Origin of the sequence: Burkholderia sp. WP42 (assembly GCF_000745665.1) — a bacterium.
In the GTDB taxonomy this organism is placed as follows: domain Bacteria; phylum Pseudomonadota; class Gammaproteobacteria; order Burkholderiales; family Burkholderiaceae; genus Burkholderia; species Burkholderia vietnamiensis.
Genome location: NZ_JQJT01000041.1, coordinates 1 through 25844, shown reverse-complemented (window position 1 = coordinate 25844; position 25844 = coordinate 1). Strand labels below are relative to the sequence as shown.

The following is a 25844-nucleotide window of genomic DNA, read 5'->3' as shown; positions in this document are numbered from 1 at the left end:
CCACCGGCACGTCTATGACCAGCGACCCAACACGTCCGCCAGCCGCGTTACGGTTTTCGGCGCTGGCCCCTGAATGATAGAAGGTGTCCGGGAAAACCGCGGCGCGGGGGCCGGATGACGTACACCATCCACGTTTACCATCGCATGTCGCGCCTCATTGTGAGGATGGCGGCCCGACTCGCTCATGGATAGAACGGGAGCGAAACAGCAATCCGTTCCCTCGAGCAGGTCACACCATTGCGCCTGGGATTTTTGCAAAAACCGTTCGCGCAATGCCTCGTGCAATGCAGGCCAGGCGGCGCGATCGTGATGACCACTGCGCAGCGACTCGCTGACCCCCACGCTCTCACACAGAAGCGCAAAAAACTGCGGTTCGATTGCGCCGACCGAAACGTGTTTTCCATCGGCTGTTTCATATACACCGTAGAACGGTGCGCCGCCATCGAGCATGTTGGTACCGCGCTGCTCGTTGATCTCTCCGCGCAACTGGAATGATAAAAACGTGCTCATCAACGAGAGGGTCCCATCGACAATCGCGGCATCAATCGTCTGGCCACGCCCTGAGAACTGCCTTTCGTGCAAGGCGGCGAGGATTCCGCAGACCAGATACAGGCTGCCGCCACCATAATCGCCGACCAGGTTCAACGGCGGCACGGGTGGGCCATTGGCGGGGCCAATCGCGTGTAGCGCCCCGGCCAGCGCAATGTAATTGATATCGTGGCCTGCTGACTGCGCCAGCGGACCCGACTGTCCCCAGCCGGTAACGCGACCGTAGATCAGTCGAGGATTGATTGCTTCAAGGGTATCGGGTCCGAATCCAAGGCGCTCCATGACACCAGGACGGAACCCCTCCACAAGTATGTCTGCACGGGCAAGCAACGCGTAGATATCCTCTCGGGCATCGCTGTCTTTCAGGTCAGCGATAACGACCGTACGACCGCGGCCGGTGATGTTCGCCGGGTCGCCAGCTTTCGTGCCGGGTTTCGCGATCGTCACCACGTCGGCCCCCAGATCGGAGAGGAGCATGCACGCAAACGGTCCCGGCCCCAACCCGGCAAACTCAACAACCTTTAGGCCAGCAAGCGGCCCGTGTCGGTCGCCTGATGTCAATTCTTGATTTGCCATTGGATCAGTGAATAAGGTGGTGAGGCCAGCTCGTGATGCTCGAACACGCCCTGAACAGGCGTACCGATGACGACGTTCTGCAGCGGATCGCCCAGCAGGTTGCCAATCATCCGGACATTGCCGGCATGTGGGAGTTCGACCAGCACGACGAGATAGGGCTGGCTCCCCACCAGGGCGGAATGTGACGGATGCCACACACGTTCCCAACTGAAAATCTGTCCGTGCGGCTCCACTTCATGCCATTCCGGGTCGAACGCGTGACACGAATGACAAATCCATTCCGGGCCGAACTGCCAGGTGCCGCAATGCGAACAACGCTGCACGAGCAGCCTTGATTCACGCAGCCCGTTCCAGTAGGGCGCGGACAGTCCATCTGGCTCCGGTACGGGCGAGGGCAATCCCGTCGGCAGGTAGCTTGACGTCTCCGGCTTCACAGTACCGCCTCCGATCCTAGTAACAGGCTGCTTGCAGGCGCGACCATCGGGCCGCCGGTCACCAGCGCAACGTCGTTGCGCGCAGCCTGGCTCGTCGATGTGCCACGCACCTGGCGCGCGGCCTCGAGGACGAGTTCGAGCCCGTGCATATAGCATTCCGCCAGATTGCCGCCGCTTGTGTTTAGCGGGAGTCGTCCGGAAGGCGCCGTGAGGTTCTCGAGCGTGAGAAAGTCGTTAGCGTCCTCAGGACGGAAAAAGCCGTGCTCCGATAGTGCCATCACGACACCGCCCGTAAAGTTCTCGTAGCTCTGCACCACGCCGACGTCCGCTGGCGAAAGGCCTGCCATCCGGAACACGTCCGGCGCGACGGTGGTGAAGCCAGCGCTCGCATAATCTGGTGCGTTGTGCGGGGAAGCCGCCGCTCGCCCGACCGAGCCTGTGGCGGCACCGAGAACATAGACCGGCCGGTGCGGAAAATCCTTTGCCCGGTCTGCGGCGACAAGCACGAGCGCCGCCGCTCCATCGTTTTCCATGCAGCAATCGAAAAGTCTGAACGGCTCGACGATCCACCTCGACTCGTCGTATTTTTCCTGGTTCAGCGGCTTGCCATACATGAGCGCGTGTGGATTGGCCTGAGCGTGGTGATACGAGGCGAGCGCGATGGCGCGCAACGCTTCGCGCCGGACCCCATGCTCGTGCATGAAGCGCGTCACCTTCATTGCAAACTTCTGCGGGGGTGCCAGCACACCATAGGGCATCTGATAAGCCATGTCGCCCGATACCGTCTGCATGTCCGGTGCCTGCCCATATCGACCGTATTGTCCCTGGGCCAGACTGCGGTAGACCACGACACACTGGGCAAGCCCGGCATGGATCGCCGCGGCGCCATTGGCAACAGCCGCCGCGCACCCACCGCCGCCGCCGCCCCATTGCATGGTCGTCGAGCGCAACTGCCGGATGCCAAGCGCGGCAGCCAGCCTTGCAGGGTCGCTTCGGTCGTTTCCAAACGAGGCAAAACCGTCGATGTCACGCGGGTCCAGCTGGGCGTCCCCGCACGCGGCCAGCACCGCCTTGAGGGCAAGCTTGAACTCGGCGTCCGGCGATTTACCGACCTTGTAGTAAGTACTCTCACCAACGCCGACCATAGCGACGCGCCCGCGAAGCGTTCGCTCACTCATGATGCGGAAGCCACCTGCTCCGACGCCTGATCGACAGGTTCCGTCCGGGACGGAGGTTCGTACACTACGCCGGCCCGGACCAGTTCCTCAATCCTCGCCGAACTGTACCCGAGCGAATCCCTGAGAATCTGCCCGCTATGCTCGCCCACCCGCGGCGCGGGCACCGGATCCGCCACTGGCGTCCCGCCGAACCGGAACGGTAATGCAACGTTGGGCAACCAGCCCAGTTCCTGATGATGAACGCGGCTCACTAACCCCCGCTCACGCGCCTCGGCCGAACGGATCGCCTCCCCGACAGTGCGCACTTCACCGCACGGTATCGAGGCGTCACGCATGCGCTTCTGCCAGTACGACCACGGATGCTGGATAAACGCCTCGTCGAGCACCTTGAACAGCTCCGCCCGCTTCGCGATACGCCCGTTCCGGTCGGCGAGAATCGGGTCGGCCCCGAGTTCCGGCATCTCCAGGACCTGTGCGACGAGGCGATGGAAAATCTTGTTATTGCCGCAATTGATATAGAACGCCTTATCCGAGGCTTCGAACACGCCCGACGGGCAGGTATCCGGACTCGTGTTGCCGTGCCGCTGCGGCTCATCTCCGGTGAACAGGTGCTGAAGAGTCGCATAGCCCGTCATCAGAACGGCATTGTCGAACAGCGATACTTCAATCGCCTGCCCCTTGCCGGTACGCTCGCGGGCCACCAGCGCCCCCAATATTGCGTTGCATGCCATCATCGCTGTGCTGATGTCCATGACCGGCGACAGCGCACGGACGCCCTGCCGGTCCGGATAGCCGTTCATCGACACGAAGCCGCTCTCCGCCTGTGCGATCGGGTCGAAACCGAGTCGATCGGCAAACGCCCCCTCGCGTCCATAGGCCGACACAGAACAGTAAATCACTTCAGGATTCAGTTCACGGCACACCTCGTAGCCGAGCCCCAGCCGCTCCATCACCCCAGTTGAAAAATTCTCGGAGACGATGTCGGCGGTCGCGATCAGGTCCCGCGCAATCTGGCGACCGCCCTCCGATTTCAGGTCCAGCGCGATACTTCTTTTATTGCGGTTCGCCCAGAGATACGGCGCCCCGATCGTCTCATCCGCGGGATGAGCTGGAGGATAGTAGCGGAACTCATCGCCCCGACCAGGCGCTTCGACCTTGATAACGTCCGCCCCCATGTCGGCCAGCATCATGGTCGCGAATGGTCCTGCGATAAAATGGGTGAAGTCAACGATACGGATACCGTCCAGTGCCTTGGGCGCACCTTCCGGACGCGAAACGTGCTCCGGAAACTCTTCTTCTAGCTTCGAAAACATCTCTGTACTCCTCCTGTTATTACCACAGTCCGCCGTACCCGACCGCGGTTCCCTCACGCTAAAGGTCGAGCACCAGCGTTCCCGAAAGCGAGCCCGAGCAGCACACCATCACAGCCGAATTGCTGCTCTTTTCTTCATCGGTGAGGTAGTCGTCACGGTGATCGGGGACACCATCGATGACGCGGGTCTTGCAGGTTCCGCACACCCCCGCCGAGCAGGCGTACTGCACATCGACGCCGTTATCCAGCAACGCGTCAAGAATGCTCTTGCCCGGGACGATCGCGATCCTGCGCCCACTACGATTCAGCATCACACTGAAACCGCCTGCGGTCGATGCTTCGTTCGCGGACGAAAAGCGCTCGTAATGGACCGTATCCGGCGATCGCCCAGACGATACGGATATGAAATCATCGACCATGCCACGCGGACCGCAACAGTACACGTGCGCGTCGCCCGCCGCATCCTGCACGATACGTCGCACGTCAAGACGTGTTTCCGACTGTGATTCGAAACAGAATTCGACCCGTCCGGCGCCTTGCGCCGCTTCAGTCAGTTCCTGAACAAACGCGGCTCGCTCCGGCGAACGCGCCGCGTAGTAGAGTCGCCACGCTCCACCGCGACGATCCAGACTGCGGATCATCGACATGACAGGCGTAATGCCGATGCCTCCGCAGATAAAAATCGACTCCCACGCTTCTTCATGCAGCGGAAAATCGTTGGTCGGCGCGCTAATTTCCATCACATCACCCACACGCGGTACCGTATGAAGCCACGTCGACCCCCCGCGGCCCTCGAGTTCCCGTTGCACGGCGATCACGTAACGATGACGCTCCTTGGGATCGTTTACCAGGGAATAGCTGCGCACCATGCCCTTGGGTAAATGCAGATCGATGTGTGCGCCTGCCGAAAATGCAGGCAGCTCCGCCCGCCCGTCCGGACGGAATTCATACGAGAGAATTCCGTCGGCCTCGAGGCGAATCTGCGTAAGGCGTGCCTTCAACCGGGCAGGACTTTCTATCGACATGTGTATCCCCGCAATCTTCAAAGGGCGTAGCCGAAATCGGCACCTATACGCGCAGTCATGGGCTCAACCCCGTCTGTTTGCCACGTTGCACTTGCTGGCAGCGTAAGGGACACCGCGCGTACCATCCACAGGTCCGGATCGTCATAGCGCGTGGGCGTGATCTTATCGGCTGCGAACTTCCGCACGTTCTCCAGCAACAGCCGGCGCGTCATGGCAATGCCCGTATCGCTGATCCCCAGATTTTCCTTGCGGCGGTCATAGATCGGAGAAACACCCGACTGGCATGCAGCATCCTGCACCCAGAGCCCCGGCAATCCCGAGAACCAGGTTTTGGTCTGGGCGTCGTAATTGAACTGAAATGCAGAATCCAGATTGAATTTCGTCCAGTATTTGGCGTACGGTTGGGTCACTGGACGCGGCGCGAACGCATGGACGCTTGCATGGCCGGTCTCACGTCCCTTATGTCCTTCCTCGAACAGTTTCCGCGTCTTTTCGTACAACGGCTGTGCAGGGTGGTATGAGAACATGATGCAAAGGGTGTTCCGGTCATCGATCGGCACCCACGCGTGGCCACTCAGTTCTGGATACTGCGATTGCGGTGGAACAAGCGTGTAGAACGGGAAAAGGAACTGGTTAACGCGCCAGTAATTCGTGCTGTCGTCGATGATCCGGCGGGAGGCGATGCTGATACCGAAGTCCCGGCGCTGGCATTCGAATACCGGACGCAGGTCCTTCTTTGCCACCCATTCGCTGATGGCGCCCTGCGAGTCGATCCGGCCATGGAGGATAGGTGCGTGAGCCGAGTCAATTTCTCCTTCTACCGCCTGTAGCCAGTTGCATTCCTGCACCCGGAAACTGACATGGATGTTTTCGGAGGGCACGAGGTTCCACTCGACGTTCGGAAGCGGCGGAAGCGCTGCGCCATCACCGAGATACGCCCAGACAATACCGTTTCGTTCCTGACACGGATAACTCTTGATCCGGACTTTTTCCTTGAGCCGACTCTCTGCAGGCTCAGCGGGCGTATCGAGAACAGCTCCATCGACGCCGAACTGCCAGCCGTGGTAAACGCAACGAAGACCGCACTTCTCGTTGCGCCCGAAAATCAGCGGCGCACCCCGATGCGGACAGACGTGGTCCACAAGCCCTACGCGCCCCTCGCTGTCCCGAAAGGCGATGAGATCCTCGCCAAGCAGACGCACGCGTTGTGGCTCGCCATCGGCAACCAGATCAGTAGCCGGAAGAAAGGGAATCCAGTAAAGCCGCATGAACTGACCCATCGGCGTACCGGGGCCTACGCGCACTAGTGTTTCGTTGTCTTCGTATGAAAGCATTCGCTGTCTCCCTTGTGGAAGGTCCAAATTGGTAGAACCAATTATAGTCGCGATTGACCCAGTGTCAACGCGGTCTGTGATGATTGCGGCTTTTTTTAAGTAACGACGCTACCGTGTTGATCCCAACTCCCAACAGGATTGCGCAAAGAAAGGCGTCGTACGAATGGAGTGAGCCATGCCGACGAGGACCGCAGCACAGCAGATCTCTTTGCGTGGAAATCGCGGGGGCGTGGGCTATCCGTTTCCTGAATGAGTACGCCCGCGGGCGTATATTGACGGTAGCGGCACGTGATCATTGGTCGCCCGGACGCGATGCGAGCTGCCGACCAGCGACCCATCCTGACAGGATCCGGCCTACGCGACTGCAGGGAGCGAACGTAGGGAATACATCGCACTTCAGAAGCAGTTATGCGCGACGCCAACTGCCAGCGGCGTACCGACTGGCAGTTGGCTCAACAGTTCACGCGGCGTCGGTGGCAGTTTGCGTCTCCGCCTTCAGCAGATTCAGCAACATTCCCCGGACCTGAAAAAGCGCGCCGTCAGCGGCGATTGACGCCATGCCCGTTTCGCCGGTTTCAGCAACTACCCGCTGTTGCGCATCGATGATCGCGCGATCCTCATCGAAGGCCGCACTGACCGCAGTCGCGAGTGCAGAGGTCACATCACTCCGGGGCGACTGAAAATCGTTGTGTGTGATCGACCAGAAATAATGCGTATTGTTTTCATCTTCTGGTGTCAGCGCAATGATCGTCCGGATTCTGGCTGTCTCAGGAGCCATGCTATCCCGGTCGCCCGTACCCGCGGGCGAGACGACACTGTCCTGGGCAAAGAAATTGCCTTTGACGTACCACTCATAGTGGTTCGAACGATCAACACGCTCTGGCAGACTTGAAAAAGTACCCAGGTAAGGCGGACGCGCAATGTCCGGGATGCTAAACATGATTTTTAGACGGCTGCTCCCCCGCTCCACCTCGGGCCGGCGTTGCGCGAATTCGGCGGATCCGATCGACTGGCCATGCACGTATGCCAGGTGCGAGAAGTCGAGAAGGTTATCGACAATCAGCTGGAAGTTCGACGCATAGTGAATGTAGCCGCCGACATAGCTGTGCCACTGCGGATCGCTCTGCCAGTGGGCATCATGAATTTCCTCAGGATCGGCCTTCGCAGGTTCGCCCATCCAGATCCAGACAAACCCATCACGCTCAATCACGGGATAGCTGCGGACCTTCAACGACGGGCCGATTTTGTCCTGACCGGGAACCTCTACGCAGCGTCCTGTACCATCGAATTTCAAACCGTGATACATGCACCGCACGCAGTCGCCCTCGTGGCGTCCATGTGACAACGGTGCGAAGCGATGACAGCATTTATCTTCGAGCGCGGCTGGTTCGCCGTTAGCCTTCCTGTAAAAAACGATACGCTGACTCAGCAGACGCCGGGCAAGCAAGCCCTCCTGAGGTATCTCGGTTGCCCATCCGGCAACATACCAAGCATTCTGAAGAAACATGGTGCCTCCTCTAATTAAAATCAAATCCATGCCGCCTATGGCGTGGCAATCGCCCGGCCAATCAACTTGCCTGCTCGCATTTCATCGAGCCGTTCGTTCAGTTCGGCCATTGGCACCTGGAACAGCGGCACATTCAGTAACGGCTGCTGCTGCAGCAACGCCAACAGTTCCCGCATTTCCGCCAGTGAACCGACGTAAGAACCTCTCAGGGTAATGTTGCGCATGGGTAGTAGCGCTGTGGCCAGGGGCAAGCGCCCCCCAAACAGACCAACGACCAGAACAGTGCCCCCCTTCCCGACAGCCTGAAGCGAAAACTCAACAGTACTCGCGGCGCCAACGAAGTCGATCACGGCTCTGGGCGCCTCGCCCGATACCGCATGCAGTGCCGCCACCGCGTCGTTCGAGCGGGTATTGACAACTGCGTCTGCCCCTTTCGATAACGCAAGTGAAAGGCGTTCGTCGTCGATATCAGCAACGACGATACGTGCAGGCGTGGCAGCCCTTGCCAGCCCCAGCGCGGCAAGCCCCAGCCCGCCAGCGCCAAGCAGCACGACGGTATCGTCGCCTGACAATGCTGGCAATTTCTTCAATGCCGACCAGGCCGTCAGTCCCGAGCATGCGCATGTCGCTGCAATCAAGGGGTCAAGCGGGCCATAGTCAAGCAGATACCGGCTGTGCGGAACAATCACGTAATCGCTGTAGCCGCCGGCACGCCGGGTGCCCAGACCGGCCGAGCTGCTGCAATCGAGCTCATGTCCTTCGCGGCACTGTCGGCAGACGCCGCAACCTATCCATGGATAGACGACACACCGCGAACCGAGCACAGCGTCCGCTTCGGGACCGACGGCGTCGACCACCCCGACAATTTCGTGGCCCATCGTAAAGGGGAGCTTTGCACCTATGCTCTCGAATGTGACCTGTTTCCCCTCGCCTAAATCAAGATACCCGTCCTGAATATGAATGTCGCTGTGGCAAACTCCGCAGCCACTTATCTTCACTCGCACCTCAGGACCCACTGGTACAGGCGTCTCGCGCACGATCTTCTGCAACGGTTTGCCCCATTCAACAATGTCGTAGCTTTCCATCTTGTCCTCTGTATAGGGGAGGCGGCGGCCGCCCTCTCAGATCGTGCCGGATCGCACAACCGCCTTGATATGGAAATGATCCATGAGTCCCTCTTCACCCATCTCGACGCCCATACCGCTTAACTTGATTCCAGCAAACGGTAGTTCAGGCGGAGTCACTGCGAAGGTATTAATGCTTACTGAACCGGCTTGCAGAGAGCCCTGCAATCGCTGCATCGATTCCACTGAACGGGTGAACGCATACGCGGCCAGGCCAAACTCGACATTGTTCGCAGTTTCAATCGCCTGCTCGAGCGTATCGAAGCGCGATACGAGCGCGATAGGTCCAAAGACTTCCTCATGCATTGCTCGAGCGCCTGCGCCTACGTCCGCCAGCACGGTTGCCTGCCAGAAAAAACCATCACCGAGCCCTACCGGTTCACCGCCACCGCATAACAGGCGCGCGCCACTTTTCACCGCCTCGTCTGTCAATTCCTGCATCGCCGCCTGACGCCGCCGGTTGACGAGCGGTCCCATTTGCACGGTCTCGTCCATCCCGTTGCCCAGACGCAATTGCCCGGCACGCTTCGCGAACTCGCGCTCAAATGCGTCGGCAACGCTGTCGTGAACGATAAAACGTGTGGGTGCGTGACAGATTTGCCCGGCGTTGCGGAATTTCGCTGCAGTCGCGAGTTCGGCGACACGCTCGGCGGGCACGTCCCGATCCACAATTACCGGAGAATGCCCTCCAAGTTCGAGCGTAATCTTCTTCATCGCTGCACTCGCCAGACCCAGCAGGTGGCGCCCGACGGGAACGGATCCCGTAAACGAAAGTTGGGCAACCTTGGGGGAAGCGATCAGGCGCCGCGAGATCATGTCCGGAACGCCATACAGTACGTTCAGAGTACCGGAGGGCAAACCCTCGTCCATGCAGATGCGCGCGATGGCAATCATGACGCCAGGCGTTTCCTCGGCGGGTTTGATCACGATCGTGCAGCCGGCGGCGAGCGCGGTGGCCACTTTTCGGGCGGCCAGCACCATCGGGTAATTCCACGGCGAAAATGCCCCAATCACACCAACCGGCTCATGGACCACGAGCTGCTCCACCCCCGTAAACCGCGAGGGCACCACGCGTCCATAAACACGCTTGCCCTGTTCGGCCATCCATTCGAACGTGTCGGCCGTGGCGGTCACTTCTCCCAGTGCTTCCGGGAGTGTCTTGCCCTGTTCCAGTGTCAGGATCTGCGCGAGGCTCCGCGCCTGCTCACGGATGGCAGACGCTATCCGCAACAGCAACCGGCCGCGTTCGAGTGCCGTCCAGGTTTTCCATGCAGCAAATGCACGATGAGCGGCCTCAATCGCCTGCTCGACATCGTCCTCCAGCGCCATGGGAAGCCGGCCCAAAAGTTCACCCGTCGCCGGGTTATGCACCGGTTGCGTGTCGCGCTGATTTTTTTCAGCGCCGAGCCATTGGCCATCGACCAGCAGCTTCAGTTCGGGGTACGTCATTGAGTCATCCTCACTCTCCTTCATCTTTTTATACGGCCGTGTCGACAGCCAGAACGGCATGCGGCGAATATAGAATTCCGCACCGGGTCAGTTGGAACGCAACATGACAGCATCGTCTGAAACTGTGACCGCATAGACCTTCAATGCCTCGACCGCCGGAAAACCGGTCGCCTCGCCAGTCCTGATGCAAAACCGCCCTGCATGCCAGGGGCATTCAATTTCATCGCCATCCACAAAACCCTCCGATAACGATGCGTCGCCGTGCGTGCAGGTATCCGCCGTCACGAAAAACTCGCCCTCAAGATTGAATATGACCAGTGGCGGAAAACCGTCGACCTCAACGCGCAGACACTCGCCGGCGGCCACGTCCTTTACGTCACAAATCCGTGTCCATGTGGTAGTCAAATCGCCTTGCACTCACTGCTCCGGAAGCTAAGATCAAAAGAAACGGTCGAAGTGGATCTGCGTCGCAGGGACCTTTTGATCGACCATGAGATGCTTTACCGTTGCCTCGATCATGGGCGGAGGTCCCGCCACGTAATACTCATAATTCGCCCTGCTCGCTTCGAGCCTTTCGGCGACAACGTCGTGAACGAGGCCGACTTCACCGTCCCATCTGCCCATCTCGACCAGACCTGGTTCCGATACGACGGGATAGAAGCGGATATCAGCACACCCCACTTCAGATCCGAACAGATGCTCCAGCGACGGCACGTCCAGCGGACCTCGACCGCCATAAAAGAAATACACTTCCCGCCCGGTGCCCGAGGTAAGCTGGCCAGCACGTTTGAGAATCGATGCAATGGGCGCGATTCCCGAGCCACCTGCTATACACACCAGACCTCGCTGAACGGATTCCCTCATGTATGCCAGTCCGTACGGCCCTTCCAGCATCAGACGCTGTCCCGGTTGACATTCGTCGCACAGGAATGGACTTACGGCTCCGCCGGGAACCCGTCGCACCATAAATTGCCAATAACCCTCTTCGTTAGGAAGGTTCGACATCGAGTAGGCGCGAGGCATCCGGCAATCCGGCATATGCAGCAATGCGTATTGCCCCGGCAAGAACTCGGCTGGCTCTGCCGCCCTAAGCGTGAGTTCACGAATGTCATGCGTGATGTCACGCACAGATTCGAGGGTCACCTCCCTGCGGCGCGGCGTAATCTGCGGCTTGAACTCTAGTCCGGTGCGCATCCTGACCGTGCAGTCCGAAGTCGGTATGCACTGACACGCGAGCCGCTTGCCTCGTTCACGCTCACGTGGTTTGAGCCCAGCTGAGGCAGTTGAAATCTCGTCAACGCTACCTTCAATCAAATCAAATTTGCAGCTTCCGCACGCGCCGACGTTGCACTCGTAGGCGAGCGGAACGCCCTGGCGTAGACCCGCACGCAGCAGGTTCTCGCCTTCCTCGCAGGAAAACGACACGGGGGAGCCTGCCAGGGAGATGTTAAAAAGCGGCATCGCGTCCATTCCATCCAATCGAGAATCGCCCGACGAGCCCATAAATTGGCCCACGTCGGGCAGTTAAGAGTTCAAGAGCATCGGGGAATCACACATCGGTGAGCCAGCCAGACACGTCAAACTTTCTTCATCCGCCAGAGCAGATCTGCATTCTGCCCAATCGTGAATCTTAATTTGGTCTCAACAATCTGGTAGTACCATTTTTGCACTCCACACTACCCCTGTCAATCGCAATACATTCGGGGATTACACCTATCGGGCCCGAGATAACTTCCTCTGGGCACCGCATTGCGTCTGAGGACCGCTAACCGGGGTCCCTGAGAAATGTGCGAGTCAATCCGTCGGGCATCCCAACGCTGGCGTTGCGTTCACCCGCGAGTGAGCACAATACCTCCATTGACGCGCCCTGCTGCCCACGCCTGTTCGGTCGGTCACTTGCAGCAGTTGTGGACGGGCTTTTTGTATGAGCATCAAGAGTTCAGTTTCAGGGTTTTCCACCATGGAACACCATATTGGAATGTCCACAATGGTGGGCCAGTTGGACAACTCGAGGGCGGGCTGGAGAAACAATTACATCGATCGCACGGCGATCCAGCCACGCTAGCGCTACGCGAGCGACAACTAGTTCGGGCGCGAATGCGCAAAAAAATACCATTTGGAGACTTAATAAATGCGGTTGACGAAAAGGAAACTTGGACTATTTGTGACTGCAGCGAGCCTGCTCCTTTGCGGAGAGGTGCATGCTCAAAGCAGTGTGACGCTTTATGGCGTGGTCGACGGCGGACTTCTCTATGTGAGCAAGACCCCCGATGCAAAGACAGGACTGAACGATGGAAGGACTTTTGCCATGGTCGACAGTGGGTCCTCGCCATCGGTATTTGGTCTCAAGGGAATGGAAGATCTTGGCGGCGGACTGAAGGCCAAGTTTGCGCTTGAGAGCGGAATCGATATTGCTAATGGTGGCTTCAATGACTCGAACGGCAATCTGTTCGGTCGCCAAGCATGGGTCTCGATCGATTCAAATTTCGGTGAGGCCAAGATCGGTCTGCAATTCTCGCCATTCTTCCTTGCGCTGCACGAGTCAGATCCACGCGGCCTTGCGCAGTTCGGTAGCGGTCTGGTCAACTATGTCGACAACATCGTCGGTACGGCCGTATTCAATTCAAATGCGATCTCCTATACGAGTCCGAATATTGCCGGCTTCGAAGGCAGCGCAATGCTTGCACTCGGTGGCACTGCCGGCGACTTCCAGGCGGGACGGCAATATTCGGCAAGTCTCAAATACGACAACGGAACCCTGATGGTCAATGCAGCAATCTATGACGGCAACGGCGGCGGCACAGCAGCACAGACGCCAATACCGACCACGATCGAGTTCGAGGGGCGAACACTGGGGGCGGCTTACCGGTTCGGTGGCCTCACCGCCAAGGCGGACTTCGTGAACTACAAGGTCGCTGGATCGATGAACAATAACGTGTACGGTGGGGGACTTGACTATTACGTCTCGGCACAACTCAACGTCAATGGCGGTGTTTGGGTAACGAGCGACCGCAATCGCACCGCGAACCATTCGCTGCTAGTCGGACTCGGCACCCAGTATTTTCTCTCCAAGGCCACGTCACTCTATGCAGATATCGGCGTAGTGAATAACCACGGCGCAATGAATACCGGTTTCTCCATTGCGCAGATCTATGGGGTCACTGGAACATCGACCGGTGTCGAAGTTGGCGTTCGCCACTCCTTCTAACAGGCCGGTGAAATATCCGTCGTTGATGCGCTCAGGTGCATTACGACGGATGCTGGGTTCGTACTTTTGAAACGCGGAATACGTTTGCAGGCATTCCACGTTGCTCGCGAGTTCACCATATCGGTGTTATCCATCGCTTCCTGCCCCTCAACCGGCAAGTGTGCGCATACGCGTCAGGTTGTAGCCGACCTGCGTCAGCACGAAGAGTTGGTCTACGCGTTCAAGTCCCCGATACATGACCTGGCGAATTCGTCCGACTGTCTTGCCCCATCCGAACACCTGCTCAATGCGCTTACGTTTTTGCTGGCTTACCGCGTAACCCGGCCAGCGCGTAGTTCGCCCGTCAATTGCCGAGCCTCCTGGACGTCCATCGTTTTGCGCCACATGTGGCGTGACACGATTCGCGCGACAACTTGCTACGAAGCCGGCGGTGTCGTAATTCTTGTCCGCGCCGACGGTGATGCTGAGCGGCGCAACACTCGCGGCATCAGCAAGCATCAGCTCAGCCGCGTCGCGCTCGGCGGTGCCCGTCGCCAGCGTCACCTGTGCGTTGACCACCAGGCCATGCCGGTTGTCGGTCAGCACGTGGCCCATATAACAGAGCATCGCGCCGGTTCCTTTGCTCTTGCGAAACAGGCGCGCCTGCTCGTCCGTCGTGGATTGGTGCGTCTCGTTACTGCGTTTCTGTCCGTGCCAGTTGTCATTCGGCGCTGGCGGTTCGTCAGGAGGCGTGTCGTCTTCGTCTGGACTTGCCTTCGGCACGAAGCTCTTATGCCCCGCCCGTGCCTGAATCAACGTGCCGTCGACGCTAAAGTGCTCCCCGGAAAGATATCCGCGCTCGCGCGCGGTCTCGACTGTCTCGTTGAAGAGCAGCACCAGCACATCGTGTTCGAGCAACCGGTCGCGGTTCTTGCTGAACGTCGAGTGGTCCCACACGGTCCCGTCCATCGGCAGGCCAACGAACCAGCGGAACAGCATGTTGTAGGAAATCTGTTCCACCAGCATGCGCTCGCTACGAATTGAGTACAGCACCTGCAGCAAAAGAGCTCGCACCAGCTTCTCCGGCGCGATGCTCGGCCGACCTCCTTTCGCGTCAGCCTCGTACATTCGCGCGAACACATCGTCCAAAGATCATGAACACGATATCCATAACGCCGGTCCCTCAAACCCCGTTTACACGGGATCCAAATTCAACAGCCTGCTAGGGAATACCTGCCACGAGAACTCGGCTTTGGCAGCAGCATGACGTGCTGGTGCCGGTTACGCGACTGGCTAGCCGCAGGCGTGTGGGACAGGCTGAACCGCCCCGGATTTTGTGGAGGCTCCAACTTTTGAGAGAAATGGTATGGACGCCTCCCTCCCGCATCGCGAGGCACTGGCCTTCGACGTGAGCGCGCTCATAGCGCAAGATCACATGAATCTTCACGGCGAAGCGGAGGCTCGCGATGAATCTGACACCAGTTGGAATCGATATTGCCAAGACTGTTTTCCAGGTGCATTACATAAACCGGGACACGGGCGAGGTCGTGAACAAGCCAATCAGACGCGCTGTGTTTCTCGAGCATTTCGCAAACTTGGCTCCTTGCCTTATCGGAATGGAAGCGTGCGGCGGAGCGCATCACTGGGCACGCAAGCTGGTGGAGATGGGGCATCAGGTCAAGCTGATGCCAGACTGACAACGGCGTCGGGCGGGAAAACCCCATCTTCCTGGCGGCGATTGCGCGAATCGCAGATTCGCCATGGGTGGACGAAAATACAAATTCAGTATATCCGGCCACAATGAAAGCAGATCTCGAATGGACTGAGGCGCCGGCGCAAGCCTATCGACGCTGGCAGGAAGCCGAGGCGGTTGGTTCGGCACGGCGGCCGTTCTCCGCGCGCTCGATCGTGCAGCACACTGCCATGTTCGAGCGCTTTGCGCGCTTTCTCCGGACGAACTGCGTGACAGTGGCCAGCTTCGGCGAGGACCATCTGGAATCGTTCATCGCGGAACTCGGGAGAATGTGCGCTCCCGGCACGAGTACCGCGCTCAGGTACGCGAAACTGCTTGATCGCCTGTGTCGCCATCTGGTGGACATTGGCGTGCGGGCGGACAACCCGGCAAATGCGTTCGCGCGTCACGGCGCATGGCCAACCACAGAGCCCGTGCCTTTGTTCCTCGACGAGGCAGCTGACCTGCGCCTGCAGGCGTACGTGCAGCCGGCCAGCCACCACGGTGCGCGCGACGTCCGGAACATGGCAGTGGTGGCGCTTCTGCATGCCACTGGCGTGACGTCGGCCGAGCTGAGGCGTGCACAGCGCATGCACGTCGTGGCGGACGGCACCCGGCCGCATATCGTCGTCGCGGCCCACAAAGCCCGCGGCGAACGGATCGTGCCCCTCGCCCCGTTCGCCCTGGCGCCACTTCAAAGATGGCTCCGGGCGAAGACGGGCGACGGGGCCGCTTTGCTCTTCCCGCTCGAGGCCGCGACCGGCTCGCTGAGTGAGGACACGTTGTGGCGCATCGTGCGCGACGCGCTGGAAGCGACCGGATTTGACGGCGCCGACATGAGCCCGCGCGTGCTGCGTAACACCTTCGCACGCCGGATGCTGCTGGCAGGACGCTCCAACGAAGACGCCAGCAGGCTGCTCGGCCTGGTCAGCCACAGGACCGTGGTGCGCCTGCGGGCTACGATCCCTGCGCCCGATACACCGACTTGACTTCCTGTCGAGCTCCGTAACCTGGACTTGCCGCCATTTTCCGGCGGCGAATCCGACGAAAGGAGCCGCAAATGTCCTACCGTAGTCCCTTCATACCGATCGTCTATCCGGACGAGACGGGAAGACCCAGTGCGATGCAGTACCGCATCGTGTTCACCGAACGCGAGCCGTGGCTGGCCATCCTGCAGCTTCGCCAGACCGGCGACGATTACGCCAGCCCGGTCGAATCCCCAAGCGTTCGAGACCACGTTCTTAACCGTCTCCTGGACAGCGATCTTCGTGCCCTGCCGCTTGGCGTCTTACGTCTCGTCGCGGGCGACGCGTCGGGTGAATTCGAGTATGAGATGACGCCCGACATTCACGACTACATTGGCCGCGGAAACCGCTACCGGGCGTCGCCGGAGCGTGCTCGCCGCGGGAAACTGGTCGAACGCATCGAAATCGACTCCCGCAGTCTCGTGGCCGGGAGCGTGCGTGTTGACACGGTTCATGCCGTCGCCGCTCCGTTGTCAGCCGAGGTTCGCGCCGCGCCAGGCTAGAGCGGTTCAGAGTCCGCCGCCCTCTACCCGGGGCGGCGCCCCCTTGGCTCAAAGCTAACTGTAGATTGTCAATTACGATGGCTGCCCGTGTTGCCTCACGGGATCATGTTACTCCCGGGTAGTTGTCATTTTCCGATAGTTTTGCGATGAAGGCTGGTGCCGCGTAGCGGTGCCAGCCTTCATCGCGTCCGTGGCGCCGAGTATCTGGATGACCAGTTCTCTGGCACGGTTCGATCGCCATGCCTTCACCCTGCGTTGCAGCGTACGCAACTGGGCGCTGGAATACATCGCCGGTGCCAGTGCGACGAGCCGTTCATGCAGTTTCCTTGCTGTAATGCCGGGCTCGCTTTCAAGCCATTTCTGTATTGTCGGCCACCATTTGCGCGTTGCCGTCTTTAGAGCCTGTGAGTAGAAGGTGAGTCATATTTTCCGGTCAGTTCTTCAGGATGACTTTGACGTTGGAGTTCGCTAGGGTCTGTTCACATTCTCAGCAGCGGTCCCAAGGCACACGCAAGCGAAGCGAAGGCGAGATAGTTTCCTGCGAGTTTGTCGTAGCGAGTGGAGACACGACGAAAATGTTTGATGCGATTGAAAAAGCGCTCGACGATGTTTCGGGTTCGATAGAGCACACGGCTATAGCGACGCTTGGCCTTTCGATTCGAGCGCGGGGGAATAACGGCCTTCGCATGTGTAGCGCGGATGGTGTTCACAAAGGCGTCCGAGTCATAACCTTTGTCAGCGATCACGGCACCCGTGCGCAGATGCTCGACCAATTCGTTCGCACAGAAAATGTCCGAGACCTGTCCCTCGGTGACGATCATTCGCAGAGGCCGTCCGGCTTCATCGACAGCCAGATGCAGCTTGGTTGTCGAACCTGTCCGCATTTTTGTGGGCGAGGCGGTTGAACAACGCGTTATCCACGCGCCTGCGTAAATCGCTCTCCGAACAGGATAGCAAACTGGTTCATTGCTGATTTCCAGTCGAACGCAGTCCGCACGGTCTTGGCCAGTACGTTGCGCAGCGCCAGCCAGAGCAGCTTGACGGCCGCTTCATCATTCGGGAAGTGACCACGGGTCTTGATGATCTTGCGCAACTGCATGTTCAAACTTTCTATGGCGTTCGTGGTGTACACGACCCGTCGAATCTCCGGCGGAAACACGTAGAACGGCACGACGTGCTCCCACGCGCGTTGCCACGACTGCACGATCGTCGGGTACTTCGCGCCCCAAGGGCCGTCAGCGAAGTCTTGCAGTGCCTGCCTTGCCGCCTCCTCGCTGGCGGCCGCGTAGATCGGGCGCAGCGCGGCGGCGAGCACCTTACGGTCCTTGTAGCTGGCGTATTCGAGGCTGTTGCGGATCAGATGCACGATGCAGGTCTGAACGGTGGTCCGCGGATAGGCCGCGCCGATGGCTTCGGTGAGCCCCTTTAGGCCATCGACCACGGCGATCAGGATGTCCTGGCAGCCGCGCGTCTTCAGTTCGTTGAACACCTTGAGCCAGAACTTGGCCCCTTCGGTCTGCTCGATCCAGAGGCCCAGCACGTCGCGCTGGCCGTCGGCCTGAATGCCCAAGGCCAGATAGACGGCCTTGTTGCTGACCACGCCGTCGTCGCGGATCTTGACCCGCAGCGCGTCGAAGAAGACGACCGGATACATCGTCTCAAGCGGGCGGCTCTGCCAGCTCAGCGCCTCGGCCATCACCTCATCGGTGACCGAGCTGATGAAGTCGGGCGACACTTCGGTGCCGTAATGCTCGGCCAGAAACCCTTGAATCTCGCGCACGCTCATGCCACGGGCGTACATCGCAATGATGCGTTCGTCGAAGCCGGTGAAACGGCGCTCATGCTTGGGAATCAGGATCGGCTCGAAGCTGCCGTCACGGTCGCGGGGAACTTCAACCCGAACCGGGCCGCGATCGGTGATGACCGTCTTACCGCTGGCGCCGTTGCGCTCGTTAGCCTGACCGGGCGGCTTGGGCTGGCCAGGCGGGTAGCCCAGATGCAGATTCATCTCGGCGCCCATCGCGCGCTCGATGACCGCCTTGTTGAACGCCAGCATCAGGTCCTGCACCTCGGCCGGCGTCATCGGCCCTTTGACCAACTGGTCCAGCAGTTCTTTAGGCAGTTCAGGCAGCGGCCCGCGGGCCGCTGCCTGGGATGCCACCGTTCGTTTCTTCTTCATTGGCATATCCATGGCTTTTACACCTCATGATATGCCCCGCCCACGAAATCACGGATAGGTCCTGGTTGTCAGGCCGCCGCGCGAACGCCCGAGCCCTTGCGGGCCGCTTTTTTTCGGGCGCCGGCCGAATGCTGGTGCGCGCGCACGATGGTCGAGTCGATCAGCACGCGCTTGATTTCCGTCTCGTCGGATACCGCATGCGCCACGCGCTCCCACACGCCTTTGCGACGCCACCGCGAGAAGCGCATGTACACCGTATGCCATCGGCCGAATTCCTTCGGCAAGTCGCGCCACGGACAACCCATGCGGCCGATCCAGAGAACGGCTTCGACAAACCACCGATTGTCGGCTGCCGTTCGCCCCGGGTCGCCTTCCTTGCCTGGCAGGACAGACTCCATTCGTGCCCATACCTCGTCGCTCAGTAATGTTCGGACCATCTTGCCTCGATCGTGCAAAAGACAAGATGTAAACACATTTCATTAAATGTAAACAGACCCTAGTACGGCCTCGATGGATTCCTGGCTCGCGTTCTCAAGAGAGGTGGTATCCACGCCTACCAACTGAACGACGCGTATTGGCTCTCCCGTCTCTTTCGCCAATCCGTCAATCGCTGCCTCGACGGCTTGATTACTCTGGCCGTTGATGTAGATCGGCTCACCCGCTTCGACACGCTGTTTCAGGACATTGTGAACGAACAAAAAAGCTTGACACCATGAACGTCACATAATCAGTCACTTAGCGGAATGCTTCATCACGCTCTGACGAAATAGAGTTTGACACAATCACAACCCAACACCATTGGTATCGGCATCTCGCGATAAAAGAGTTTGACACAAGTGGGAGCACCGTAAGGCTCTTGAAAGTGCGCCGGCGATGCCGCCCGGAGATCGGAGGGCCGAAGCCGACCCACTTCTGCCGCACGATCGTCTCTCACCAGTGTCGGCAATGGCATTAGAAACAGACAGCCGGCGCAGATGTTTTAACGCGCCCGCTACTCGGGAGCCCGATCTGGCACCGGACGACGTGCGTCGAACTATACTGAACTGTTTTTGCCCGGCACGCCTGACAATGTCGCCCGTCCGTCCCCTCCGATGTTCACACGCTCAACTTTCCGCCCGCAGTACGAATCCTGCAGATTATCAACGCGCATCTGGGCCTGCCTCCGTTCTGGCGAAGGAATATGCAGACGGCTTTGAAGTTGGCGAGCACCGGCACGCGCGCGCCCAACTAATCTACGCGACGCGCGGTGTCATCGAGGTGACGATCGGGCAGTCGCTTTGGCTCGTTCCGCCGCAACGCGCACTCTGGATGCCAGCCGGCACGCCTCACGCGATGCGTGCGCGGGGCGCAGTGTCGCTGCGTAGCCCATATATTCGGGCCGAAAGCTGCCCGCGTGGGTTCCCCGACACTCCTCATTCCGTCAACGTGACGCCACTGCTGCGTGAGCTGATCGTTCGCGCCGCGTCGATTCCGCTCGATAGTGAGCTGACGGGGCGAGATGGACTTGTCATCGCGCATCTGCTCGCCGAAATCGAATGGGTGCCGGGTCATCCGCTGCGTATGCCGGGTGGCGATGATCGACGTCTCAAACGCATTTGCGACGCGATTCTTCGCGACCCCGCTGATGTGCGCACGCTCGATGCATGGGCCGACGAAGCTGGCGCATCGACGCGCACGCTTGCGCGTCTTTTTCTCGCTGAAACCGGCATCTCGTTCGTGCATTGGCGCCAACTTGTGCGTGTCCAGCATGCGCTGCCGTTGCTTGCCAGCGGTATGCCCGTCGCCGAAGTGAGCCTCGCGCTCGGCTACGAGACGCCGGGTGCCTTTGCGGCGATGTTCCGTCGAGTAACCGGCACGACGCCGAGTGCGTATTTCAGTTTGTCCGAATCGGCGTAGAGCATGTCCTGACTTGCGGCACACCACGCGCCTCATTTGCGTATCGTGAAACCCGGGCGCCGAAACTCGGGCGCACCTGACTGATGAGGGATACGCAATGGAACGTCAAAACGTGGAGTTTCTTTCGGAGGGCGCGCTTCTGCGCGGCTGGTTCTATCTGCCTGTGCGATCGCGGCGTGCGGGTGGATACCCGGCCATCGTGATGGCACACGGATTCTCGGCGGTCAAGGAACAATATCTCGATCGTTATGCTGAGGTGTTCGCTGGTGCAGGTTTCGCCGTACTCGTCTACGATCACCGCAATTTCGGCGAAAGCGAAGGGATACCGCGCCAGGAAGTCGATCCGGCCTTGCAGAAGCGGGGCTATCGCGATGCGATCAGCTACGTGTCTACGAGGGCAGAGGTGGACGCCACACGCATCGGCATATGGGGTTCAAGTTTCAGCGGTAGCCATGTGCTTGAAGTTGCCGCGGTCGATCGACGCGTGAAATGCGTGGTTTCGCAGGTGCCGCAGATCAGCGGTTATCAATCGGCATTGCGTCGGACGCGCGCAGATCATGTTCCGGCGCTGTTAGGCCGCTTCGAAGCGGACCGCGCTCGACGCTTCGCCGGGGGCGCACCCGCCATGTTACCTGCGACGAGTGCCGATCCTGCCGAGTCGTGCGCGATGGCGGGTACCGACAGCCACGCATTTTTTGCGGGCACAGCAGCGTTCGCATCGAACTGGAGAAACGAGGTGACGTTGCGCAGCGCGGAGCTATCGCGCGAGAACGAACCTGGTGCTTACATCGCACGCATCAGCCCGACGCCCCTGCTGATGATCGTGGCCGACGCAGACACGTTGACGGCCACCGACCTGTGCCTGCGTGCGTACGAGGATGCGCTACAACCCAAACAACTCGCGATGATTTCAGGAGGGCACTTTACGCCCTATATAGAGCACTTCGAAACCACCAGCCGGTGCGCTGCCGAGTGGTTCAAGCGGCATTTGATTTGAGTGTTAATCACTGAGCATGGCATAGCTCGAATCTTACTGTAGCTTGTCACCGACGAAAACGCTGCCATACGCGATCCGTCATTGCCGACGCTTCTCGGACAATGGCGTCTGCTTCGTGGCAGTTCGCGTTCGGGCGTCTTCGAGCATTCATGGCTCTACCTGTATGCGCGCCGTTCGCGGCGCGCATGCGAACGCAGGTAAAGGTTGTTCAGGACAATGGCCAATGCCGTACAAGCGAAGCCAGCGATCTGTGCTTTCACGGGCACTACGCCCTGACAGGCGGAAATGAATCCAGGTCGATGCTATGAGGCGCGCTGGCAAAAAAACCGCAGAGGCGAGTCCGCGGTTTTGAGGTTTCCACGTCGCGACTAGGGGTATCTCAAGCCGCTTAGGAAGTGTAGGAAAGCTACATCTGCTTGCCTGTAGGGTTATCCCTAGCGTCCAGCGCTAGCACGACTAGCCAAATGCGCCCCGTTGCTGCCGGACATTGCTGTGCGCAAGCAACGTCCGTTAGTGGAGTAGTGCAGTCGTTGTAATGGCAAGTCTAGCTGCTCGTTGGACGGCAGGTCATGGCCGGGTACTGCCATATGCAATGGGCATATTTTGTCCCGACTTTGCCTGTCTGCGAGCGGCCGGACGCGACCCTGAGGAGCCCTTCAGTTTCTCGACTCAAACGTTCGATAGGTGACCCAAAGCCGACGCTGCAAAAGTAGAGCTGAGCAATCGTCAATACTGGTGTACGCGGGCGGGACGGCATGATCAGGCGGCCAGCGCTTGAGGAGTCGGTGTGCTGTCGATCACCGGGGTTCCGTCTTTGAAGGGGACGCCCTTCAGAAGCTGATCAATTTTCTCGGCACCGCGAATCCTCCTCCAGGTCTGCTCGGCCGCTTCAATCAGCTTGAACGCCATCGCGAGGAAGGTCGAGCGCGACAGGCAGTTGCGCGTGCGGCACGTGCGATGGCGTACCGTCGCAAACGTCGATTCGATCGGATTCGTGGTCCGCACATGCTGCCAGTGCTCCGCAGGAACGTCGTAGAACGCCAGCAGTGCGTCTCGATCCTTCGTGAGCTTCTCGACCGCCTTCGGGTACTTGGCAGCGTACACGTCGACGAACTGATTGAACGCAACAATCGCATCGGCGCGCGTCGCGGCATTCCAGATCTCTGCGAGCGCTGCCCTGGCCTTGCCGTGCTGCGACTTGGGCATCGCGTTGAGGACATTTCCGACCTTATGAAACCAGCAGCGCTGATGTCGCGTCTGCGGGAACACCTCGTCGAGTGCCGCCCATAGTCCCATCGCGCCGTCACCAACCGCGAGCAGCGGCGGCGCCTGCAGGCCGCGCGCTTTCAGATCGAGCAGCAGTTCGCTCCACGATTGTTTCGACTCGCGGTAACCGTCGCAGAGCGCAACGCGCTCCTTCTCGCCGTCCGGCTTCACGCCGATGATAACCAGCAGGCATTGACCGTCGGAACCTTCGGAACCTTCACCGGTACCGGGCCCACCGCTGTGACGATCTCGCGCTCTGGCAGGTAGCCGTTGCGCACGACCGCACGCCGGCCGTCCATCGTCTTCACATTCGAATACTGCTCAAGCATCGCCGCCAGTTCCGCCTCAATTGCCTGCTGGATGATTCGCCGCGCCCCTTGCTGGATCAGATCGTCCAGGCCGGGCACGCCCTCAATCTGCGTTTCTGCCGTTTGACTGGTGCTCGTTTCCTGCGTATGTTTCGCCATGGTGGTGGAGTTCGATTGAGGAAGTGTTACCGTGAGAAGCAACATTCTCCTTCAATCGCCACCGCCTTCTCTTGCCTCCTCCCTATGCCGCATACACCACTTCCGACGATAACTCGCACTCGGCCATCGACCAGCTGGTCGTGGACGAAGTCGTAGCTCCAGACCGAATTGGGCTGCGTCGCGCCAGGCAATCGAATATCGCTGCCACAACGCCGTCGACGCGGTGGTCGCTTTGGGATGTTCAGCTTCAGGGCACGCCACATCCGGCCCACGCGCGATTCGCCCAGCGACAGCAACGCCGAGATCCGGCGATATCCGAAGCGCGGCACCTCCTGAGACGCTGCGATCAACTGCTCTCCCAGAAGCCGATCCTTATCCGGCTGCCTGGGCGTATAGGCCGGCACCCGGCGGCTCAGCCCCAGGTAACGACATGCCTTGCGTTGTGACAGCCCCCGCCGGGTCAGGACTTCCAGCGCTTCGCGCCGGCCCGTCGGGGTGCTCATTTTTTTCGGCTGAACTCCTTCAACCCGTCGATCACCAGCAGTTGCTCGGCAATCAGGCGCTTGAGCCGGTCGTTTTCCGATTCAAGCTCTTTGAGACGCCGGGCTTCAGCGACATCCATGCCGCCGAACTTGTTTCGCCAGCGGTAGAACGTCTGCTCTGTGATGTTGTGCCGTATGCACAGATCCTTCACCGCCTCCTCGCCGCTCTCAGCTTCCCGCAGGATGCGGATGATCTGTTCGTCGGTGTAGCGCTTCTTCATCGAGTTCTCCTTGCCTACAGGATAAGAAAACTCACTTGCCGTTTGGCTACATGGTCGCACCTGAACAATTCGTCTTGCGCGGCGCTGCCATCATGCCGTGATGACGACAGTGAGCGAGCGATTACGCAAAGCAATCAGAACAAGGGCGTAAAAAAGCCGCAGTTTTCTGAGGATCATGCGCAGGTTGTGGCCCGCGCCGCACAGCACCGCGTGCATCGCATCGCCGAGTGCGCCTTTAAGCCAGTTCCGGTCGAGTTTGCCGTCGGCCTTCATGTGACCGATGGCCGGCTCGATCGCGCTGCGCCGTCGAATCATCGCGCGCAGGCTCCGCGTGATTCCGCGTCGCAATCCTGGGTGATAGATCTTCACGCCATCGATGGCGACACCCTTGTAGCCTCGATCAACAACGGCCACTTCCGCCTTCACGTCGCTCAGGATTGCCGCCTGCTCCAGTGCCTCGGCCAGCGTATGGCCGTCATACGGATTGCCCGGCATCGAGCGCGCTCCGATTACGAGCCCTTCCTTGTGGGTCGTCGTGATCGACACCTTGACGCCGAATTCGTACGGCGTGCGCGCTTTGCCCTTGGCCAGGCACTCGACTTCCGGCGCATGCAACGCGTACAGCTTGTTCTTGTCCTTCTGCTTTTGCGACAGGATCCGCCTGGTGCGACTGACCAACTCTGTTAGCGCGCCGCGTGCGGCGTGGCCAACTGAATCGAGTTGACGCTCCACATCACGCATCACCCGCCCAACGCGCGAGCGCAACGTGCGCAGCGCCTTCTTCATGCGCTTGTACTGCTTCGCATGGGCGTAGCGGCCAATCTGACGCGCCAGGTGCGGCGCCTCGCGATTGTAGTTCTGCCGCAGCTTCAGTCCGTGCCGTGCCGCAGCCTTCACCAGATGTTCGCGACACCGCTCGAGCAGGCGAGAATCGGTTGGATGGGCGATCGCCTTTTGCATGACCGTCGTGTCGACAATTACACGCTTCGCGCTTGAGGCCTTGATCACGCCCGCGCGCTTTGCCGCTTCGATCGTCTCGGCCAGCAACTCCTCAACTCCGGCCTCACCCAGGCGCTTGCGCCAGCGCGTCAGGCTCGACGGATCGATCGGCGGCTCGGTCTGTAAAAATGTTTCGCCGGTGAAGCCCTGCCAATACGGGTTCTCCACCCATTGCCAGACCACGTCCTCATCCGACAGATCGAACGCATGCTGGAGATACAGCAAGCCAGCAATCAGCCTCGGTGACGTGGCCGGCCGACCCTTGCGTGAGACGAAGCTCGCGCTCATCGACGCATTCAATCCATCCCAGTTGATCAGATCGGCCAGACGCACCAGCGGATG

General features: G+C 59.7%; 19 protein-coding genes and 8 pseudogenes. 9 read left to right on the top strand and 18 right to left on the bottom strand.

Features of this window, described 5'->3' with window-relative positions; translation table 11 throughout:
* Positions 1 to 12 precede the first annotated feature (12 nt).
* From EX20_RS21730 to EX20_RS21685, 11 genes are all read right to left on the bottom strand, one after another.
* Positions 13 to 1125: a CaiB/BaiF CoA transferase family protein gene (locus EX20_RS21730; RefSeq protein WP_051974476.1), complete on the bottom strand. Its 1113-nt coding sequence runs from the start codon at positions 1123 to 1125 to the stop codon at positions 13 to 15.
* On the bottom strand, positions 1107 to 1559 hold the full coding sequence (locus tag EX20_RS31135) for a Zn-ribbon domain-containing OB-fold protein (protein WP_081350679.1): 453 nt from the start codon (positions 1557 to 1559) through the stop codon (positions 1107 to 1109). Before EX20_RS31135 ends, EX20_RS21730 begins: the two co-directional genes overlap by 19 nt.
* On the bottom strand, positions 1556 to 2737 hold the full coding sequence (locus tag EX20_RS21725; RefSeq protein WP_034194721.1) for a thiolase C-terminal domain-containing protein: 1182 nt from the start codon (positions 2735 to 2737) through the stop codon (positions 1556 to 1558). Before EX20_RS21725 ends, EX20_RS31135 begins: the two co-directional genes overlap by 4 nt.
* The gene (locus tag EX20_RS21720; RefSeq protein ID WP_051974475.1) at positions 2734 to 4050 is read right to left on the bottom strand and encodes a CaiB/BaiF CoA transferase family protein; all 1317 of its coding nucleotides are present in this window, start codon (positions 4048 to 4050) and stop codon (positions 2734 to 2736) included. Before EX20_RS21720 ends, EX20_RS21725 begins: the two co-directional genes overlap by 4 nt.
* Before the next feature lie 58 nt (positions 4051 to 4108).
* Positions 4109 to 5074, bottom strand: coding sequence for a PDR/VanB family oxidoreductase (locus EX20_RS21715; protein WP_051974474.1), 966 nt, complete (start codon positions 5072 to 5074; stop codon positions 4109 to 4111).
* Positions 5075 to 5091: 17 nt separating this feature from the next.
* Positions 5092 to 6408: a Rieske 2Fe-2S domain-containing protein gene (locus tag EX20_RS21710; protein ID WP_034194720.1), complete on the bottom strand. Its 1317-nt coding sequence runs from the start codon at positions 6406 to 6408 to the stop codon at positions 5092 to 5094.
* 460 nt (positions 6409 to 6868) lie between these two features.
* Entirely contained in the window at positions 6869 to 7915 is a 1047-nt protein-coding gene (locus EX20_RS21705; RefSeq protein WP_034194719.1) for an aromatic ring-hydroxylating dioxygenase subunit alpha, read from the bottom strand.
* A gap of 35 nt (positions 7916 to 7950) precedes the next feature.
* On the bottom strand, positions 7951 to 9000 hold the full coding sequence (locus tag EX20_RS31130) for an alcohol dehydrogenase (protein WP_034194718.1): 1050 nt from the start codon (positions 8998 to 9000) through the stop codon (positions 7951 to 7953).
* Between the two features lie 36 nt (positions 9001 to 9036).
* The gene (locus EX20_RS21695; protein ID WP_034194732.1) at positions 9037 to 10488 is read right to left on the bottom strand and encodes an NAD-dependent succinate-semialdehyde dehydrogenase; all 1452 of its coding nucleotides are present in this window, start codon (positions 10486 to 10488) and stop codon (positions 9037 to 9039) included.
* 87 nt (positions 10489 to 10575) lie between these two features.
* Complete coding sequence (locus tag EX20_RS21690; protein WP_081350677.1) at positions 10576 to 10905, bottom strand: non-heme iron oxygenase ferredoxin subunit; 330 nt, start codon at positions 10903 to 10905, stop codon at positions 10576 to 10578.
* A 21-nt stretch (positions 10906 to 10926) separates the two neighbouring features.
* Positions 10927 to 11958 carry a 2Fe-2S iron-sulfur cluster-binding protein gene (locus EX20_RS21685; protein ID WP_051974470.1) on the bottom strand — a complete coding sequence of 344 codons (1032 nt, stop codon included), beginning with the start codon at positions 11956 to 11958 and terminating at the stop codon, positions 10927 to 10929.
* A gap of 661 nt (positions 11959 to 12619) precedes the next feature.
* On the opposite strand from EX20_RS21685, the gene EX20_RS21680 reads away from it, so the two are divergent.
* Positions 12620 to 13696 carry a porin gene (locus EX20_RS21680; protein ID WP_034194716.1) on the top strand — a complete coding sequence of 359 codons (1077 nt, stop codon included), beginning with the start codon at positions 12620 to 12622 and terminating at the stop codon, positions 13694 to 13696.
* Between the two features lie 147 nt (positions 13697 to 13843).
* Here the strand turns inward: EX20_RS21680 and EX20_RS21675 are convergent.
* A pseudogene (locus tag EX20_RS21675) lies at positions 13844 to 14824 on the bottom strand (IS5 family transposase); the annotation flags it as partial.
* An 84-nt stretch (positions 14825 to 14908) separates the two neighbouring features.
* Here EX20_RS21675 and EX20_RS32125 point away from each other — a divergent pair.
* The 5 genes and pseudogenes from EX20_RS32125 to EX20_RS32120 all read left to right on the top strand — a co-directional run.
* Positions 14909 to 14998, top strand: a pseudogene (locus tag EX20_RS32125) (IS5/IS1182 family transposase); the annotation flags it as partial.
* A gap of 143 nt (positions 14999 to 15141) precedes the next feature.
* Positions 15142 to 15366: pseudogene (locus EX20_RS21670) on the top strand (IS110 family transposase); the annotation flags it as partial.
* Positions 15367 to 15475: 109 nt separating this feature from the next.
* A complete protein-coding gene (locus EX20_RS21665; protein WP_034194714.1) occupies positions 15476 to 16396 on the top strand; it encodes a tyrosine-type recombinase/integrase in 921 nt (306 codons plus the stop codon).
* Positions 16397 to 16467: 71 nt separating this feature from the next.
* Positions 16468 to 16935, top strand: a complete 468-nt coding sequence (locus EX20_RS21660; RefSeq protein ID WP_034194713.1) for a hypothetical protein — start codon at positions 16468 to 16470, stop codon at positions 16933 to 16935.
* Between the two features lie 208 nt (positions 16936 to 17143).
* Positions 17144 to 17347 (top strand): hypothetical protein, encoded by a 204-nt coding sequence (locus EX20_RS32120; RefSeq protein ID WP_131929125.1) that lies wholly within the window; start codon positions 17144 to 17146, stop codon positions 17345 to 17347.
* A 67-nt stretch (positions 17348 to 17414) separates the two neighbouring features.
* On the opposite strand, the pseudogene EX20_RS31120 reads toward EX20_RS32120, so the two are convergent.
* The 3 genes and pseudogenes from EX20_RS31120 to EX20_RS21650 form a co-directional block, all read right to left on the bottom strand.
* Positions 17415 to 17810, bottom strand: a pseudogene (locus EX20_RS31120) (IS5 family transposase); the annotation flags it as partial.
* A gap of 38 nt (positions 17811 to 17848) precedes the next feature.
* Entirely contained in the window at positions 17849 to 19120 is a 1272-nt protein-coding gene (locus tag EX20_RS21655; RefSeq protein WP_374702175.1) for an IS256 family transposase, read from the bottom strand.
* Between the two features lie 48 nt (positions 19121 to 19168).
* Positions 19169 to 19551 (bottom strand): annotated as a pseudogene (locus tag EX20_RS21650) (IS5 family transposase); the annotation flags it as partial.
* Positions 19552 to 19987: 436 nt separating this feature from the next.
* Here EX20_RS21650 and EX20_RS33270 point away from each other — a divergent pair.
* From EX20_RS33270 to EX20_RS21635, 3 genes and pseudogenes are all read left to right on the top strand, one after another.
* A pseudogene (locus EX20_RS33270) lies at positions 19988 to 20485 on the top strand (AraC family ligand binding domain-containing protein); the annotation flags it as partial.
* A gap of 54 nt (positions 20486 to 20539) precedes the next feature.
* The gene (locus EX20_RS32975) at positions 20540 to 21010 is read left to right on the top strand and encodes a helix-turn-helix domain-containing protein (RefSeq protein ID WP_231572277.1); all 471 of its coding nucleotides are present in this window, start codon (positions 20540 to 20542) and stop codon (positions 21008 to 21010) included.
* Between the two features lie 97 nt (positions 21011 to 21107).
* Positions 21108 to 22007, top strand: a complete 900-nt coding sequence (locus tag EX20_RS21635; protein ID WP_034194709.1) for an alpha/beta hydrolase — start codon at positions 21108 to 21110, stop codon at positions 22005 to 22007.
* Positions 22008 to 22766: 759 nt separating this feature from the next.
* Here EX20_RS21635 and EX20_RS21630 read toward each other — a convergent pair.
* The 3 genes and pseudogenes from EX20_RS21630 to EX20_RS21620 form a co-directional block, all read right to left on the bottom strand.
* Positions 22767 to 23740: pseudogene (locus tag EX20_RS21630) on the bottom strand (IS256 family transposase).
* A 50-nt stretch (positions 23741 to 23790) separates the two neighbouring features.
* Positions 23791 to 24503: pseudogene (locus tag EX20_RS32115) on the bottom strand (transposase); the annotation flags it as partial.
* 90 nt (positions 24504 to 24593) lie between these two features.
* A partial coding sequence (locus EX20_RS21620; protein ID WP_034194628.1) for an IS5 family transposase occupies positions 24594 to 25844 on the bottom strand: 1251 nt, incomplete at its 5' end.